The organism is Streptantibioticus silvisoli, from assembly GCF_027947535.2.
GTDB classification, from domain to species: Bacteria; Actinomycetota; Actinomycetes; order Streptomycetales; family Streptomycetaceae; genus Streptantibioticus_C; species Streptantibioticus_C silvisoli.
The window spans coordinates 61,296-75,203 of sequence record NZ_JAAGKO020000031.1; the positions used below are offsets into that span (position 1 = coordinate 61,296).

22 protein-coding genes and 1 pseudogene are annotated in these 13,908 nt (G+C 69.8%); 2 read left to right on the top strand and 21 right to left on the bottom strand.

The window, feature by feature from the left end; translation table 11 throughout:
• Positions 1-10: 10 nt before the first annotated feature.
• The 17 genes from rpsH to POF43_RS20975 all read right to left on the bottom strand — a co-directional run bounded on the left by rpsH (position 11) and on the right by POF43_RS20975 (position 8,826).
• Positions 11-409: a 30S ribosomal protein S8 gene (gene rpsH, locus POF43_RS20895; protein WP_109451317.1), complete on the bottom strand. Its 399-nt coding sequence runs from the start codon at positions 407-409 to the stop codon at positions 11-13.
• Between the two features lie 205 nt (positions 410-614).
• On the bottom strand, positions 615-800 hold the full coding sequence (locus POF43_RS20900; RefSeq protein WP_030368403.1) for a type Z 30S ribosomal protein S14: 186 nt from the start codon (positions 798-800) through the stop codon (positions 615-617).
• Positions 801-802: 2 nt separating this feature from the next.
• The gene (rplE, locus tag POF43_RS20905; protein ID WP_271316027.1) at positions 803-1,363 is read right to left on the bottom strand and encodes a 50S ribosomal protein L5; all 561 of its coding nucleotides are present in this window, start codon (positions 1,361-1,363) and stop codon (positions 803-805) included.
• Positions 1,363-1,686 (bottom strand): 50S ribosomal protein L24, encoded by a 324-nt coding sequence (gene rplX, locus POF43_RS20910; protein WP_271316026.1) that lies wholly within the window; start codon positions 1,684-1,686, stop codon positions 1,363-1,365. Before rplX ends, rplE begins: the two co-directional genes overlap by 1 nt.
• Positions 1,687-1,689: 3 nt before the next feature.
• A complete protein-coding gene (gene rplN / locus POF43_RS20915) occupies positions 1,690-2,058 on the bottom strand; it encodes a 50S ribosomal protein L14 (protein ID WP_271316025.1) in 369 nt (122 codons plus the stop codon).
• A gap of 124 nt (positions 2,059-2,182) precedes the next feature.
• Entirely contained in the window at positions 2,183-2,470 is a 288-nt protein-coding gene (rpsQ, locus tag POF43_RS20920) for a 30S ribosomal protein S17 (RefSeq protein WP_271316024.1), read from the bottom strand.
• Entirely contained in the window at positions 2,470-2,694 is a 225-nt protein-coding gene (gene rpmC / locus POF43_RS20925; RefSeq protein WP_271316023.1) for a 50S ribosomal protein L29, read from the bottom strand. Before rpmC ends, rpsQ begins: the two co-directional genes overlap by 1 nt.
• Positions 2,694-3,113: a 50S ribosomal protein L16 gene (gene rplP / locus POF43_RS20930; protein WP_271316022.1), complete on the bottom strand. Its 420-nt coding sequence runs from the start codon at positions 3,111-3,113 to the stop codon at positions 2,694-2,696. Before rplP ends, rpmC begins: the two co-directional genes overlap by 1 nt.
• Positions 3,114-3,118: 5 nt before the next feature.
• Complete coding sequence (rpsC, locus tag POF43_RS20935; RefSeq protein WP_271316021.1) at positions 3,119-3,967, bottom strand: 30S ribosomal protein S3; 849 nt, start codon at positions 3,965-3,967, stop codon at positions 3,119-3,121.
• A complete protein-coding gene (gene rplV / locus POF43_RS20940) occupies positions 3,967-4,314 on the bottom strand; it encodes a 50S ribosomal protein L22 (protein WP_271316020.1) in 348 nt (115 codons plus the stop codon). Before rplV ends, rpsC begins: the two co-directional genes overlap by 1 nt.
• A gap of 79 nt (positions 4,315-4,393) precedes the next feature.
• Positions 4,394-4,675, bottom strand: coding sequence for a 30S ribosomal protein S19 (rpsS, locus tag POF43_RS20945; RefSeq protein ID WP_271316019.1), 282 nt, complete (start codon positions 4,673-4,675; stop codon positions 4,394-4,396).
• 12 nt (positions 4,676-4,687) lie between these two features.
• The gene (rplB, locus tag POF43_RS20950; protein ID WP_271316018.1) at positions 4,688-5,524 is read right to left on the bottom strand and encodes a 50S ribosomal protein L2; all 837 of its coding nucleotides are present in this window, start codon (positions 5,522-5,524) and stop codon (positions 4,688-4,690) included.
• A gap of 47 nt (positions 5,525-5,571) precedes the next feature.
• Positions 5,572-5,904: a 50S ribosomal protein L23 gene (rplW, locus tag POF43_RS20955; RefSeq protein ID WP_271316017.1), complete on the bottom strand. Its 333-nt coding sequence runs from the start codon at positions 5,902-5,904 to the stop codon at positions 5,572-5,574.
• Positions 5,904-6,554 carry a 50S ribosomal protein L4 gene (rplD, locus tag POF43_RS20960; RefSeq protein ID WP_271316016.1) on the bottom strand — a complete coding sequence of 217 codons (651 nt, stop codon included), beginning with the start codon at positions 6,552-6,554 and terminating at the stop codon, positions 5,904-5,906. Before rplD ends, rplW begins: the two co-directional genes overlap by 1 nt.
• An 8-nt stretch (positions 6,555-6,562) precedes the next feature.
• Entirely contained in the window at positions 6,563-7,207 is a 645-nt protein-coding gene (gene rplC / locus POF43_RS20965) for a 50S ribosomal protein L3 (RefSeq protein WP_271316015.1), read from the bottom strand.
• Positions 7,208-7,220: 13 nt separating this feature from the next.
• Positions 7,221-7,529 carry a 30S ribosomal protein S10 gene (rpsJ, locus tag POF43_RS20970; protein WP_073492397.1) on the bottom strand — a complete coding sequence of 103 codons (309 nt, stop codon included), beginning with the start codon at positions 7,527-7,529 and terminating at the stop codon, positions 7,221-7,223.
• Between the two features lie 520 nt (positions 7,530-8,049).
• Positions 8,050-8,826 carry a TetR/AcrR family transcriptional regulator gene (locus tag POF43_RS20975; protein WP_372516089.1) on the bottom strand — a complete coding sequence of 259 codons (777 nt, stop codon included), beginning with the start codon at positions 8,824-8,826 and terminating at the stop codon, positions 8,050-8,052.
• A gap of 655 nt (positions 8,827-9,481) precedes the next feature.
• Here POF43_RS20975 and POF43_RS20980 point away from each other — a divergent pair.
• Positions 9,482-10,411, top strand: a complete 930-nt coding sequence (locus tag POF43_RS20980) for an NADP-dependent oxidoreductase (protein ID WP_271325795.1) — start codon at positions 9,482-9,484, stop codon at positions 10,409-10,411.
• Positions 10,412-11,118: 707 nt separating this feature from the next.
• Here POF43_RS20980 and POF43_RS35165 read toward each other — a convergent pair.
• The 3 genes and pseudogenes from POF43_RS35165 to POF43_RS20995 all read right to left on the bottom strand — a co-directional run.
• Positions 11,119-11,715, bottom strand: coding sequence for a hypothetical protein (locus POF43_RS35165; protein ID WP_372516087.1), 597 nt, complete (start codon positions 11,713-11,715; stop codon positions 11,119-11,121).
• Positions 11,716-11,966: 251 nt separating this feature from the next.
• Positions 11,967-12,197 (bottom strand): hypothetical protein, encoded by a 231-nt coding sequence (locus tag POF43_RS20990; RefSeq protein WP_271325394.1) that lies wholly within the window; start codon positions 12,195-12,197, stop codon positions 11,967-11,969.
• A 43-nt stretch (positions 12,198-12,240) separates the two neighbouring features.
• Positions 12,241-12,579: pseudogene (locus POF43_RS20995) on the bottom strand (AAA family ATPase); the annotation flags it as partial.
• A 486-nt stretch (positions 12,580-13,065) separates the two neighbouring features.
• Between POF43_RS20995 and POF43_RS21000 the strand changes: the two are divergent.
• Positions 13,066-13,227: a DUF6191 domain-containing protein gene (locus POF43_RS21000; protein WP_308217265.1), complete on the top strand. Its 162-nt coding sequence runs from the start codon at positions 13,066-13,068 to the stop codon at positions 13,225-13,227.
• 72 nt (positions 13,228-13,299) lie between these two features.
• On the opposite strand, the gene POF43_RS21005 is transcribed toward POF43_RS21000, so the two are convergent.
• Positions 13,300-13,707, bottom strand: coding sequence for a hypothetical protein (locus POF43_RS21005; protein ID WP_271318431.1), 408 nt, complete (start codon positions 13,705-13,707; stop codon positions 13,300-13,302).
• Positions 13,708-13,908 lie beyond the last annotated feature (201 nt).

Here is a 13,908-nt window from a genome sequence, read left to right on the forward strand (position 1 = left end):
GTTTCCCGAACTACCAGACGTAGGCGAGGACTTCCCCACCCACGCCCTTCTTGGCGGCCTGCTGGCCGGTGAGGAGGCCCTGAGACGTGGAGATGATCGCCACGCCCAGGCCGCCGAGCACCTTCGGCAGGTTGGTGGACTTTGCGTAGACCCGCAGACCCGGCTTGCTGATCCGCTTGATGCCGGCGATCGAGCGCTCGCGGTTCGGTCCGAACTTCAGGTCGAGGATGAGGTTCTTGCCAACCTCGGCGTCCTCGACCTTCCAGCCGGTGATGTAGCCCTCCTGCTGGAGGATCTCCGCGATGTGCGACTTGATCTTGCTGAACGGCATCACGACGTCGTCGTGGTAGGCCGAGTTCGCATTCCGCAGACGCGTGAGCATGTCTGCGATGGGGTCGGTCATGGTCATGATGGCCTGAGGCCTCTCTCGCCGCGGTTTCCTGTCTGCGCGTCCCTCTCCCCCAACTGACGTGGGGGCGGGTGGGCGCGGGGACCTTCGGCGTAGTAAGACGATTATGAGCGGCGGGCGCCCAACCCCTCTACCTTACGGTACGAGGGGGTGGGCTCCCGCCGACCACCTGCTTACCGAGAGCCCTGGATACCCGAAAGGGTATTTACCAGGAGCTCTTGGTCACGCCCGGCAGCTCACCGCGGTGGGCCATCTCACGAAGGCACACGCGGCACAGGCCGAACTTGCGGTAGACGGAGTGCGGACGGCCGCAGCGCTGGCAGCGGGTGTACGCGCGCACACCGAACTTGGGCTTGCGGGCGGCCTTCGCGATCAGGGACTTCTTCGCCACGGTCAGTTCTCCTTGAAGGGGAAGCCGAGGTGACGAAGCAGGGCGCGGCCCTCGTCGTCCGTGGTCGCCGTGGTGACCACGGTGATGTCCATGCCCCGGACCCGGTCGATCTTGTCCTGGTCGATCTCGTGGAACATGACCTGCTCCGTGAGACCGAAGGTGTAGTTGCCCCGGCCGTCGAACTGCTTGGCCGACAGGCCGCGGAAGTCGCGGATACGCGGCAGCGCGAGCGACAGCAGGCGGTCCAGGAACTCCCACATGCGGTCACCGCGCAGGGTGACGTGGGCACCGATCGGCTGGCCCTCACGCAGCTTGAACTGCGCGATGGACTTGCGGGCCTTGGTGACGGCGGGCTTCTGGCCGGTGATCGTGGCGAGGTCGCGGATGGCGCCCTCGATCAGCTTGGAGTCGCGGGCGGCGTCGCCCACACCCATGTTGACCACGATCTTGGTCAGGCCGGGGATCTGCATGACGTTCGCGTAGCTGAACTCTTCACGCAGCTTGCCGGCGATCTCCTCGCGGTAGCGAGTCTTCAGACGCGGCGTAGTGGTGGTGGCAGTCATCAGATGTCCTCACCGGTCCGCTTGGCAACGCGGATCTTGTTGCCCTCGTCGTCGAAGCGGTAGCCGACGCGGGTGACGACCTTCTTGCCGTCCTTCTCCACGACGAGCTGCACGTTGCTGACGTGCACCGAGGCCTCGGTGGTGACGATGCCGCCGGTCTTCGACCCACGAGCGGTCTGGCCGACCTTCGTGTGCTTCTTGACCCGGTTGACACCCTCGACCAGGACACGGTTGTCGGCCGGGATGGCCTGAATGACCTTGCCCTGCTTGCCCTTGTCCTTGCCGGTGATGACCTGGACCAGGTCACCCTTCTTGATCTTCATCGGTTACAGCACCTCCGGCGCGAGAGAAACGATCTTCATGAACCGCTTCTCACGCAGCTCGCGGCCGACCGGGCCGAAGATGCGGGTGCCGCGGGGGTCACCGTCGTTCTTGAGGATGACCGCGGCGTTCTCGTCGAACCGGATGTACGAGCCGTCGGGACGGCGCCGCTCCTTGACGGTGCGGACGACGACCGCCTTGACGACCTCGCCCTTCTTCACGTTGCCACCGGGGATCGCGTCCTTGACGGTGGCGACGATGACGTCACCGATTCCCGCGTAGCGGCGACCGGAGCCACCGAGAACACGGATGCAAAGGATCTCCTTGGCACCAGTGTTGTCGGCGACACGCAGTCGCGACTCCTGCTGGATCACGTCTATCTCCTGATTGTCGCGTCGGTTCCCGGTGCGGGGGCCGTGGACCAGTGGTCACGGCCCCCGCTCCGAGCCTGACGGAACGGTCCTGAGGGGCCCCCAAATATTTCTGGGGCCTCAGGGATTACTTGGCCTTTTCGAGGATCTCGACGACGCGCCACCGCTTGGTGGCGGAGGCCGGCCGGGTCTCCATGAGCAGCACGCGGTCGCCGATGCCGGCGGCGTTCTGCTCGTCGTGCGCCTTGAGCTTGTTGGTACGACGGATGACCTTGCCGTAGAGCGCGTGCTTGACGCGGTCCTCGACGGCGACGACGACGGTCTTGTCCATCTTGTCGCTGACGACCAGGCCCTCACGGACCTTGCGGAAGCCGCGCTCGCTCTTGTTCGTGTCAGTCACAGTCTTCTCGCTCATCAGGCGCTCGCCACCGTCTCGATGCCCAGCTCACGCTCACGCATGAGGGTGTAGATCCGAGCGATGTCCTTCTTGACAACCTTGAGCCGGTTGTTGTTCTCGAGCTGCCCGGTGGCCGCCTGGAAACGGAGGTTGAACAGCTCCTCCTTGGCCTCACGGAGCTTTCCGAGGAGATCCTCGCTGTTCAGCTCGCGCAGCTCTGACGCCTGGGTACCGGCCGCCATCACGACTCACCTGCCTCGCGCCGGACGATCCGGCACTTCATCGGAAGCTTGTGGGCGGCGCGGGTCAGCGCCTCCTTGGCAACCTTCTCGTTCGGGAAGGACAGCTCGAACATCACCCGACCGGGCTTGACGTTCGCGACCCACCACTCGGGAGAACCCTTACCGGAACCCATGCGGGTTTCGGCCGGCTTCTTGGTGAGCGGGCGGTCCGGGTAGATGTTGATCCACACCTTGCCGCCACGGCGGATGTGACGGGTGATGGCGATACGAGCGGACTCGATCTGCCGGTTCGTCACGTACGCCGGGGTGACGGCCTGGATGCCGTACTCGCCGAAGGCCAGCTCGTTGCCGCCCTTGGACATGCCGTCACGGTTCGGGTGGTGCTGCTTGCGGTGCTTGACCCGACGGGGGATCAGCATGAGGGTCAGGCCTCCGTTCCGGTGCTCTCGGCCGCCGGGGCGGCTTCGGCAGCGGCGGGAGCCTCGGCCTTGGCCTGGGTCTCCCCGCCCTGCTGCGGACGACGGCCACCGCGGCCGCCACGCTCGCCGCCACCACGACGCTGCGGACGGTCGCCGCCCGGGCCACCGGGGCCACGGGACGGACGGTTGCCGGCGCGGGCGGCGGCGTTGTCGGCGCGGACCTCGGCGATGTTCTTCACGTCGCCCTTGTAGATCCACACCTTGACGCCGATGCGGCCGAAGGTGGTCTTGGCCTCGAAGAAGCCGTAGTCCACGTTGGCGCGCAGCGTGTGCAGCGGGACGCGACCCTCGCGGTAGAACTCCGAGCGGGACATCTCGGCGCCGCCGAGACGGCCGCCGCACTGGATCTTGATGCCCTTGGCGCCGGCCTTCATGGTGCCCTGCATCGACTTGCGCATGGCACGGCGGAAGGACACGCGGGAGGCGAGCTGCTCGGCGACGGCCTGGGCCACCAGCTGAGCGTCGGTCTCCGGGTTCTTGACCTCGAGGATGTTCAGCTGCACCTGCTTGCCGGTGAGCTTCTCCAGGTCACCGCGGATGCGGTCGGCCTCCGCGCCGCGACGGCCGATGACGATGCCCGGCCGGGCGGTGTGGATGTCGACGCGGACGCGGTCGCGGGTGCGCTCGATCTCCACCTTGGAGATGCCGGCCCGCTCCATGCCCTGCGTCATCATCCGGCGGATGGCGACGTCTTCCTTGACGTAGTCCTTGTACAGCTTGTCGGCGTACCACCGGGACTTGAAGTCCGTGGTGATGCCGAGCCGGAACCCGTACGGGTTAACCTTCTGGCCCATTACCGGGTCCCTTCCTTGCTGGCGAGGACCACGGTGATGTGGCTGGTCCGCTTGCGGATCCGGTACGCGCGGCCCTGGGCACGCGGCCGGAACCGCTTCAGGGTCGGGCCCTCGTCGACGTAGGCCTCGCTGATGAACAGCGAGCCCGCGTCGGTGTGGTCGTAGTTGTGCGCGGCGTTGGCGATGGCGCTGTCGAGCACCTTGCCCACCGGCAAGCTCGCGGCCTGCGGGGCGAATCGCAGGACCGCCTGAGCCTCCGTGGCATTCATGCCACGGATGAGGTCCACCACTCGGCGGGCCTTCATGGGCGTGACGCGGATGTACCGCGCCTGGGCCCTGGCTTCCATGGTCGTCCCTTCGGTGTCTGTCTGGAGCTTCCCCGCACGCGCGGGGAGGCCGGCCTTCAGTTCTCGCAACTCCGTCGAATCAGCGACGCTTCGACTTGCGGTCGTCCTTGACGTGGCCGCGGAAGGTGCGGGTCGGCGAGAACTCGCCGAGCTTGTGGCCGACCATGGACTCGGTGACGAACACCGGGACGTGGATCTTGCCGTTGTGCACCGCGATCGTGTGGCCCAGCATCGCCGGGATGATCATCGAGCGCCGGGACCAGGTCTTGATGACGTTGTGGGTGCCTGCTTCGTTCTGTACGTCCACCTTCTTGATCAGGTGGTCGTCGACGAAGGGCCCCTTCTTGAGACTGCGCGGCATCTAAACCTGCTCCTAGCGCTTCTTGTTCGTCTTGCGGCGGCGGACGATGTACTTGTTGCTGGCCTTCTTCGGCGAGCGAGTACGGCCCTCCTTCTGGCCCCACGGCGAAACCGGGTGGCGACCACCGGAGGTCTTACCCTCACCACCACCGTGCGGGTGGTCGACAGGGTTCATCGCGACACCGCGGACGGTCGGGCGAACGCCCTTCCAGCGCATGCGGCCGGCCTTGCCCCAGTTGATGTTCGACTGCTCGGCGTTGCCGACCTCGCCGACGGTGGCGCGGCAGCGCGCGTCGACCATGCGGACTTCACCGGAGGGCATGCGGAGGGTCGCCATGGCGCCCTCCTTCGCCAGCAGCTGCACCGAGGTACCGGCGGAGCGCGCCATCTTCGCGCCGCCACCGGGGCGGAGCTCGATGGCGTGCACCGTGGTACCGACCGGGATGTTGCGCAGCGGCAGGTTGTTGCCGGGCTTGATGTCGGCGCCGGCGCCGTTCTCGACGCGGTCGCCCTGCACCAGCTTGGCCGGGGCCAGGATGTAGCGCTTCTCGCCGTCCGCGTAGTGCAGCAGCGCGATGCGGGCGGTGCGGTTGGGGTCGTACTCGATGTGCGCGACCTTGGCCGGCACGCCGTCCTTGTCGTGACGACGGAAGTCGATCACGCGGTAGGCGCGCTTGTGGCCACCACCCTGGTGACGGACGGTCACACGACCGGCGTTGTTACGGCCGCCCTTGCTGTGCAGGGGACGGACCAGCGACTTCTCCGGCGTGGACCGCGTGATCTCGACGAAGTCGGCGACGCTGGAGCCACGACGGCCCGGGGTCGTCGGCTTGTACTTGCGGATACCCATTTCTCAGTCCTCGGAATATTCCGGACTTCTGAACGCTCCGGTCCCCGTTAGGAGACCGGACCGCCGAAGATGTCGATGCGGTCGCCTTCGGCAAGGGTCACGATGGCGCGCTTGGTGTCCTTGCGCTTGCCGAAACCGGTGCGGGTGCGCTTGCGCTTGCCCTGCCGGTTGATCGTGTTGACCCCGGTGACCTTGACCGAGAAGACCGACTCGACGGCCTGCTTGATCTGGGTCTTGTTGGCACGCGTGTCCACGAGGAACGTGTACTTGTTCTCGTCGAGCAGTGCGTAGCTCTTCTCGGACACCACGGGCTTGAGCAGGATGTCACGGGGGTCCGTGTACGTCTTGCTGGTGGCAATCGCGGTTGCGGTGTCGCTCATCAGGCGTCGCTCCCTTCGGTCTCGGCGGCGCCGTTACCGGTGAAGCGGTCGAAGGCGTCCTTGGTGAAGACGACGTCGTCCGAGATCAGCACGTCGTACGTGTTCAGCTGACCGGCCTCCAGGATGTGCACCTGGGGCAGGTTGCGAGCCGACAGCCAGGCGGCCTCGTCGGCGCGCTCGACGACCAGCAGCACGTTCTTGCGGTCGCTGATCTTGCCGAGCAGCACCCGGGCGGCCTTCGTCGACGGGGCGGAGCCCTCGAGGACGGCGGACACGACGTGGATGCGGTTGTGACGCGCGCGGTCGGTCAGGGCGCCGCGCAGGGCGGCCTTGACCATCTTCTTCGGGGTCCGCTGCGAGTAGTCGCGCGGCTGCGGGCCGTGCACGACGCCACCGCCGGCGAACTGCGGCGCACGGGTCGAACCCTGACGGGCGCGGCCGGTGCCCTTCTGGCGGTACGGCTTCTTGCCGCCGCCTCGGACCTCGCCGCGGGTCTTGGTCTTGTGCGTGCCCTGACGGGCAGCGGCCTGCTGGGCGACGACGACCTGGTGGATCAGCGGGATGCTGACCGTGACGTCGAAGATCTCCGCGGGGAGATCGACGCTACCGGCCTTCTCGCCAGCGGGCGAAAGGATGTCAATGGTGCTCATCGGTTACCTCAGGCCCCCTTGGCCGCGGTACGGACCAGGACGAGGCCGCCGTTCGGACCAGGAACCGCGCCCTTGATGAGCAGCAGGCCCTTCTCCGCGTCAACGGCGTGGACGGTCAGGTTCTGGGTGGTCACGCGCTCGTTGCCCATGCGGCCGGCCATGCGCAGGCCCTTGAACACGCGGCCCGGGGTGGCGCAACCACCGATGGAGCCGGGCGAGCGGTGCTTGCGCTGGGTGCCGTGTCCGGCGCCGAGGCCCTTGAAGTTGTGACGCTTCATGACACCGGCGAAGCCCTTGCCCTTGCTCTTGCCGGTCACGTCGACCTTCACGCCGGCCTCGAAGGCCTCAGCGGTGATCTCCTGGCCGAGCGTGTACTCGCTGGCGTCGGAGGTCCGCAGTTCCACCAGGTGGCGGCGGGGGGTGACGTCGGCCTTGGCGAAGTGGCCCTTGAGGGGCTTGTTCACCTTGCGCGGGTCGATCTCGCCGAAGGCGATCTGGACGGCCTCGTAGCCGTCGTTGTCGCTGCTGCGGACCTGGGTGACGACGCAGGGCCCGGCCTTGACGACGGTCACCGGAACGATCCGGTTGTTCTCGTCCCAGACCTGGGTCATGCCGAGCTTCTCGCCCAGGACGCCCTTAATCTGCTTTGCCATCTCGCGCGTCACCTCAGAGCTTGATCTCGATGTCGACGCCGGCCGGCAGGTCGAGGCGCATGAGCGAGTCAACCGTCTTCGGCGTGGGGTCGAGGATGTCAATGAGGCGCTTGTGCGTGCGCATCTCGAAGTGCTCCCGCGCGTCCTTGTACTTGTGCGGGGACTTGATGACGCAGTACACGTTCTTCTCAGTGGGCAGCGGCACCGGGCCTGCGACCTGCGCACCAGTGCGGGTCACCGTCTCGACGATCTTCTTCGCCGAGCTGTCGATGACCTCGTGGTCGTAGGCCTTGAGCCGGATGCGGATCTTCTGTCCCGCCATGGCTACTCCGTAGTCCTGTCTCTCGTAACGCTCTGGGACCTGATGTCCCCATGCGACCACCGACCCACGCGGTCGGGCGTGTCGCGTTCCTTGCGAACAAATCTCCCCAGGGGGGATCACTCTCAAGGACCGGGGTGTGGAATCCACCAGGCACCTGGCGAGCCCCGCGCTGAGCTTCCCGGAAGATTCCCGTACGTCCGCCCCTGCGCCGAAGACGCATTTCATGGGACGACGAGTACTGTGGGACTCGCTTCCGGCCCTCCCGACGGGAGGCGCGCAGCATCGGCACTCAACCGAGCAACCTGGACAGTGTGCCACACGGGCTCCGCCGGTTGCGAATCGGGGCGGGGAGCATACCCCTCCGCAACCCCCTCCCAATCCACAACCCGCCCCCGGACCGCGAGTTGACCGCATCGCGGGGGACCGAACGGGACGGGTTCGTCCCCTTGTGTCCCGCGATCGGCACGCTGCGTCCGATGACCGGCGAGCTGTGTCCGGTGATCGGCGGGGGTGTTCGACGTCACGCCGGGGAGGCCGCGCCGCCGCTCGGGCCGCTCGGGCCGCTCGGGCCGCTCGGGCCGCTCGGGCCGCGGACGTTCTCACGCGGTCCCGGCGGCAGCGGGGCCGGCGGGTCGGCGGGGTGGGCGCTGAGGGATTGCAGGAGCAGGGCGACGAGCCGGCGGGAGGCGGCCGGCGCGGTGGCCGGGGACCCGGCGCCGAGCCCCCCGTTGGCCATGATCAGCAGCTTCACGTCGCCCGGCTCGAAGTCGGCGCGCAACCGGCCGGCGGCCTTGGCACGCCGGGTGAGTTCGGCGAACCCCCGCGCGTTGCGGGCGATCAGCCGGCCGTAGCCGACGTCGTCGGGGAACGCGGCCAGGAACGCCGCGGTGAATCCCCGGTCCACGGCCTGCATCGCGCAGACCTTCTCGATGACCGCGCGGAACCCGCGCCAGGGGTCGGGGTCGGTGAGCGCGGCGTCCAACGCTGCCACGCAGGCGTCGAGTTGTTCCGCGAACGCCTCGGCGATCAACGACTCCTTCGTGGGGAACCGGCGGTAGAGCGTGGCGATCCCCACCCCGGCCCGCCGAGCGATCTCGCGCATCGTCACGTCGAGCCCGCGCTCGGCGAAGGCCGCACGGGCGGCGTCGATGACGCGGTGACGGTTGTGCCGGGCGTCGGCGCGCAGCGCCTGCGGGGGCGGGGGCGGGGGCGGCGTCGGCGTCTTCTGTGTCTCCGGGGGCGTCCTCTGCGTCTTCCGTGGCTGCGGGGGCGTCTGCGGCGGCGGCATCGGCGACATCGGGGGCAGAATCTGCGTCTGCATCCTCGGCGTCTGCGGCGTCTGCGGCAGCACCGGCGGCACCGGCGTCTGCACTGGCGGCACCGGCCTCGTCTGCGTCTTCTGTGGCTGCGAGGGCGTCGGCGTCTGCGGCGGCGGCGTCTGCGGCGGCGTCATCGGCGTCGTCGGCGCCTGCGCTGGCGGCATCGCCCTCGGCGTCGGCGTCTGCATCGGCGTCGTCTGCTGCGGCGTCTGCGTCTGCACTGCCGGCACCGGCCTCGTCTGCGTCTTCTGTGGCTGCGAGGGCGTCGGCGTCTGCGGCGGCGTCATCGGCGTCGTCGGCGCCTGCGCTGGCGGCATCGCCCTCGGCGTCGGCGTCTGCATCGGCGTCGTCTGCTGCGGCGTCTGCGTCTGCACTGGCGGCATCGGCATCGGCGTCTTCGTCTGCTGCTGCTGCTGCGGCTGCGGCTGCGGCTGCGGCTGCGGCTGCGGGAGCAGGGTCGGCGCCTCGGCCGGGGGCCGCATCCGAGGCACTTTCGCGGTCATGCGTCTCACTTTAGGTCAAGTGGACGCTGCGCTCCGGTTCGCTCGTTAGCGTCGGAAGGGCCATCGGAGGGCGCGTTCGCTCACCCCGGTCGCCGTCGTCCGTCTGTCGCCCGACCGGAGAGGCATCAGCATGTTCGCCTTGCAGTACTCGCAGTTCGGCCCGCCCGGGGTGCTCGGCGTCGGGGAGGCCGAGGCGCCGCACGCCGGGCCCGGCGAGGTCCGGATCGCCGTGCGGGCGTCCGGCGTCACCCCGTCGGACGGGAAGCTGCGGGCCGGCGCGCTGGGCGACCGGGCGCTGAAGTGGCCGCACATCCCCGGGATGGACGCGGCGGGTGTGGTCGACGAGGTCGGCGCGGGCGTCACCGGCACCGCGCTCGGCGACGCCGTCTTCGGGCTCGTCGACATCGCCCGGCTGGGCGGCGCGGCGGCCGAGTTCGCGGTCCTCACGGCATGGGCGGCCAAGCCGGACGCGTTCAGCTGGGAGCAGGCCGGCGCCGCGGCGAGCGGTATCGAGACCTCGACCCGCGTGCTGGACGCGCTAAGAGTCACCGCGGGGACGACGCTGCTGATCGACGGCGCCGCCGGGGGCGTCGGCTCGGCCGCGGTGCAACTGGCGGCGGCTCGCGGCGCGACCGTCATCGGCACGGCGAGCCAGGCCAACCACGCCTTCCTCGCCGGCCTCGGCGCGACGCCCACCGTCTATGGGCCCGGCCTGGCCGAACGGGTCGCGGCGCTGGCGCCCGGCGGGGTCGACGCGGTGCTGGACGCGGCGGGCGCCGGTTCACTGCCCGACCTCGTCGCCATCGCCGGCGACGCGGACCGGGTCGTCACGATCGCCGACATGCACGCCCACGACCACGGCGTCCGCCTGTCGCACACCGCCCCCGGCAGCACCGCCACCCCTGGCTACGCCGGTCTTCCGCTGGCCGCCTCGCTCGCCGCGCAGGGCCGTTTCACCGTCCCGCTGTACGCGGTCTTCGCCCTCGTCGACGCGGCCAGGGCCCACGAGTTGAGCGCCACCGGCCACGCCCGCGGCAAGATCGTGCTGACCGTACCGTAGCCACGGCGGCGTGGCGGGGTGGGGGCGGCGGTGTCCCTCGCGGGATTCGTTGACTGGTCGTTGACAGAAACAACGGATACTCGGCGCAGCACCGACCCCGCACCGACCACGGACCACCTGCCGCCGACCCCGCCACCGCGTACGACCACCAGCCGCCAACAGCGCTGCGAGCAAAGCCCGTTGATCCATCGGCGCGGGAGCAGGCACACACCGCCACACCCGCCACCACGCCCCTGAGCAGCCAGTCGGGCGACACCCCGCACAGCCCCCAAGTCACGGCTACGCGACGCCGACCTCGCAGACCGGGCCAGAACCGCAGCGGCGCGTCGAGGCTGGAGCGGCGGTGTCCCTTCCGGGATTCGTTGACTGGTCGTTGACTAAAACAACGGTTACCCGACGGAGCACCGCCCCCGCACCGCCCCCGCACTACCCGCCACCGACCCCGCCACCGCGTACAACCGCCAGCCGCCAGCAGCCCAGCCGACAACGACCGTTGATCACTCCGCGCAAGGCCCCGGGCAGCCGATCGGTCGACGCCCCGCAGAAGCACGTGCTCCCGCCGACGTTCGACGTACAGCCGTTGACCGGCTCCCACCCGCTCCGGGCACGCCACGCCGACGGGGCCGGTCCGACCGCGGACTACCTCCGCCCCGCCGCAGCACGCGTCACGCAGCACACGTCACGCAGCACACGTCACGCAGCACGCGTCACGCAGCACACGTCACGCCACCGACCGGCGGAACGGGTCCGTCGGGTCGATCGCCTCGGCACCGAAACGTTCCTCCAGCGCCTCGTGGGAGGTGGCGCGGCGGAAGGCGATCTCGGCGCCGGTGACGGGGAGGAGCCACAGGAGGCGGGCGGTGCGGGCGGCGGGGAGGGGGCAGTGTTCGAGGGCGGGGCCGTACGGGTGGGGGGAGGGTGACGAGCAGGTGGTCGCACGACGCGCCCGGCACGAGGGGCCGGCCGAGCGGCACGCTGTGGGCCAGGTCGAGGGCGTAGGAGGCGTGGTAGTGGGCGACCCTGGCCGCCAGGTCGACGAACCGCTGGTCGCGGACGGCCGCCGTCAGCAGGAATTCCGTACCGGCACCGGCGCGCGTCCACAGCGCCCAGCAGCCGGCGGTGACGTACGTCCAGCGGCTGCCGCGCGGGCCGGGCCCGACCACCAGCACGCGCAGACCGGGAACGGCGTCGCGCCGCCCCTCCCCCAGGTCGTACTCGACCGCCTCGACCTCGTGCCCGGCGAAGAACCCCCGCACGTGCGCCTCGACGCCATCGATCACGGTACGCCGCGTCCCGTCGTCCATGCCGCGATCCTCGCAGACGCCGCGCCGGCACCCTGGGCGCCGGAACGGTTGTCCGACGAACGCCGACGCCGCTCCTCCGACCGGCCGAAGGCGGTGACGGTGGGAACAGGCGGGGGCGATGGCGTTGATCGGATGAACGTATGGGACGTCGTTGCCCGCGGACGTTCGTCGAGGGACGTTGGCCACCCGTTCGGACACTTTCGATGTCCGGCCAGCAGAAAGGTCATTCCGTCAGCAGGAAGATCCAAGGATCAGCCGAAGAAGAAGCGTGCGGCGGCTTCGGTGGGCGTGACCCCTTGCCGGCGGCCGGGGACGTCGTGGACGGCTGCTGCGCCTTCGGAACGCAACTGGTCGGCACCGGCGTCCCGCCGCATGATCGCGGCGTAGGCGCGAACGTCCGCGGCGGTGCCGTCCGGGCGGCCCCGCTCGGCGTGCTGTCGCAGGAGATCGCTGACCTCCTGGGGGAATCGCAACATAGTCACCGGGGGTGGTGAAGCGCCCGGCGAGGGCGAGGAGGCGTGCTCGGGCCCGCGGGGTGACGTTCGTCGACCCGGCGACCGCGTTTCGTCCCGCGGCGAGCCGGGCGGCGATCCGGCGGTCGCGTTCCGCGCAGACGGCCGCGTCCACGGCGTCGGAGTCCGTCAGGAAGGGCGGATCGCCGAAAAGCTCCGCACGGATCTCGTCGCTGGACACCACGGCTTCCGAATCGATCCGTCGAAGGGCGATCAGCGCCCGGACGAAGCCGGTCTTGCCCGACGCCGGCGCTCCGACGAGGACGACACGTCCTGCCGGCACCCGGATCAGCCCGCCACCGGCCGGTGCGGGAGCGTCGGTCACGGTGCGGGCTTCGTCGAGGCGAAGCATGCCTGAACGCCGGTGAGTTGAGGCCGACGCACCTGGGCGTACGTGCGACGCACCTGGGCGTACGTGCCCGGACGCCGACGTGAGTGGTGCGGCATGGACTCGGGCGGCTTCTTCGGCACAGGCCCGTCCTGGAGGGTCGCTCCCCCGACACACCGTGCTCACCGCCCTCGAAGGCCGTGGGGAGGAGGGCGAGGGGACGGCGGAGGTGGTCGCGGTGGGGGTGGACGACGCGGTCGCGGTGCAGGTGAACGCGAGCCGGACAAACGAGCACGGCTGTGGCGCCGTGGGTGCTGCTGGAGGCGGGGGCCGGACCGACCGTCACCGCAACTGCCGATGGTCGACGGCGGTAGACGTTCGACCGCGGTGGACGGCGGCCCGACACGGCCGGCCGCCTTGCTTCACACGTGCGCCCCGGGGCCGGGGGCCGGGGTGGGGAAGAAAATGGGCTCGGCCGTCGTTTGGTCGTTCATGGGTGGATTCGACATATTGAATGATCTTTTCACGCCGGGCTCTCGTCACACCGAGGACGAACGCAACCGCCTGGAGTGGACCCGCGACGAAGAGGGCGAGGGCGACCCGCACCACGGCCCGATAGACCTCAGCAGCGGGAAGGTCGTCATGCAGGCACCGCAGAAGCGCGAGCCGTAGGACGTCCTCCTCCGCCAACTGGAGCAAGGGGGTGCGGGGCCGCCGCGTGCCGGACGCGCGCCGCGCCCCCGGTCAGCTCACGCCCGTCTCCACCACCGCGGCCACCGACCGGCGCTCCAGCGCGGTGGCGATGAACCGCATCTCGACCAGCGTGCCGGTCAGGCCCGTCTCCCGCAGTTCGCCCGCCAGCGCGCGGGCCCGGACCAGCGGGAGCCCCTGTGTCTCGGCCAGCACCCGCACGACCGCGATGATGTTCGCCTCGGGACCGGCGAGACGAAGGCGGGCCGGACCGGACTCGGCGAGCAGCGCCCGCCGGATCTCCTCCGGAACCGGACCGCCGGGGTTCCGCTCGCGCCAGGCGTTCGGGCAGGTCGCACAGGTGCCCTCGCTGCTCCAGCACAGCAGGTCGCCCTCGACGTACTGACTGGCGTCGCAGATGAGCAGGCCCCCGCAGCCGTCGCAGCGTGTCGCGATCTTCACGCCCTGAGTGATCACCGAGTTCCCAACGCCGCCGGATGCCGATCGGTCGATCATCCAGCACACCGGCCTGCGGGTCGACCGGACACGGGCCAGCGCGTTCTGCGCCTTACGGCGACTTGCCGTTCCGTACGTGTTGCGGGGCGCGTGCGGCGTGCCGGCCTGCGGCGCCCGGTCTACGGCCTCCCCCTGACGCCGCGCTGC

Bases quoted from the DNA above. Each gene is read 5' to 3' on its own strand.
- rpsH (WP_109451317.1), bottom strand. From the start codon at position 409: ATGACCATGACCGACCCCATCGCAGACATGCTCACGCGTCTGCGGAAT.
- rplE (WP_271316027.1), bottom strand. From the start codon at position 1,363: ATGACTGCCACCACCACTACGCCGCGTCTGAAGACTCGCTACCGCGAG.
- rplX (WP_271316026.1), bottom strand. From the start codon at position 1,686: ATGAAGATCAAGAAGGGTGACCTGGTCCAGGTCATCACCGGCAAGGAC.
- rpsQ (WP_271316024.1), bottom strand. From the start codon at position 2,470: ATGAGCGAGAAGACTGTGACTGACACGAACAAGAGCGAGCGCGGCTTC.
- rpmC (WP_271316023.1), bottom strand. From the start codon at position 2,694: ATGGCGGCCGGTACCCAGGCGTCAGAGCTGCGCGAGCTGAACAGCGAG.
- rplP (WP_271316022.1), bottom strand. From the start codon at position 3,113: ATGCTGATCCCCCGTCGGGTCAAGCACCGCAAGCAGCACCACCCGAAC.
- rpsC (WP_271316021.1), bottom strand. From the start codon at position 3,967: ATGGGCCAGAAGGTTAACCCGTACGGGTTCCGGCTCGGCATCACCACG.
- rplV (WP_271316020.1), bottom strand. From the start codon at position 4,314: ATGGAAGCCAGGGCCCAGGCGCGGTACATCCGCGTCACGCCCATGAAG.
- rpsS (WP_271316019.1), bottom strand. From the start codon at position 4,675: ATGCCGCGCAGTCTCAAGAAGGGGCCCTTCGTCGACGACCACCTGATC.
- rplB (WP_271316018.1), bottom strand. From the start codon at position 5,524: ATGGGTATCCGCAAGTACAAGCCGACGACCCCGGGCCGTCGTGGCTCC.
- rplW (WP_271316017.1), bottom strand. From the start codon at position 5,904: ATGAGCGACACCGCAACCGCGATTGCCACCAGCAAGACGTACACGGAC.
- rplD (WP_271316016.1), bottom strand. From the start codon at position 6,554: ATGAGCACCATTGACATCCTTTCGCCCGCTGGCGAGAAGGCCGGTAGC.
- rplC (WP_271316015.1), bottom strand. From the start codon at position 7,207: ATGGCAAAGCAGATTAAGGGCGTCCTGGGCGAGAAGCTCGGCATGACC.
- rpsJ (WP_073492397.1), bottom strand. From the start codon at position 7,529: ATGGCGGGACAGAAGATCCGCATCCGGCTCAAGGCCTACGACCACGAG.
- POF43_RS20975 (WP_372516089.1), bottom strand. From the start codon at position 8,826: ATGTCGCCGATGCCGCCGCCGCAGACGCCCCCGCAGCCACGGAAGACG.
- POF43_RS20980 (WP_271325795.1), top strand. From the start codon at position 9,482: ATGTTCGCCTTGCAGTACTCGCAGTTCGGCCCGCCCGGGGTGCTCGGC.
- POF43_RS35165 (WP_372516087.1), bottom strand. From the start codon at position 11,715: ATGGACGACGGGACGCGGCGTACCGTGATCGATGGCGTCGAGGCGCAC.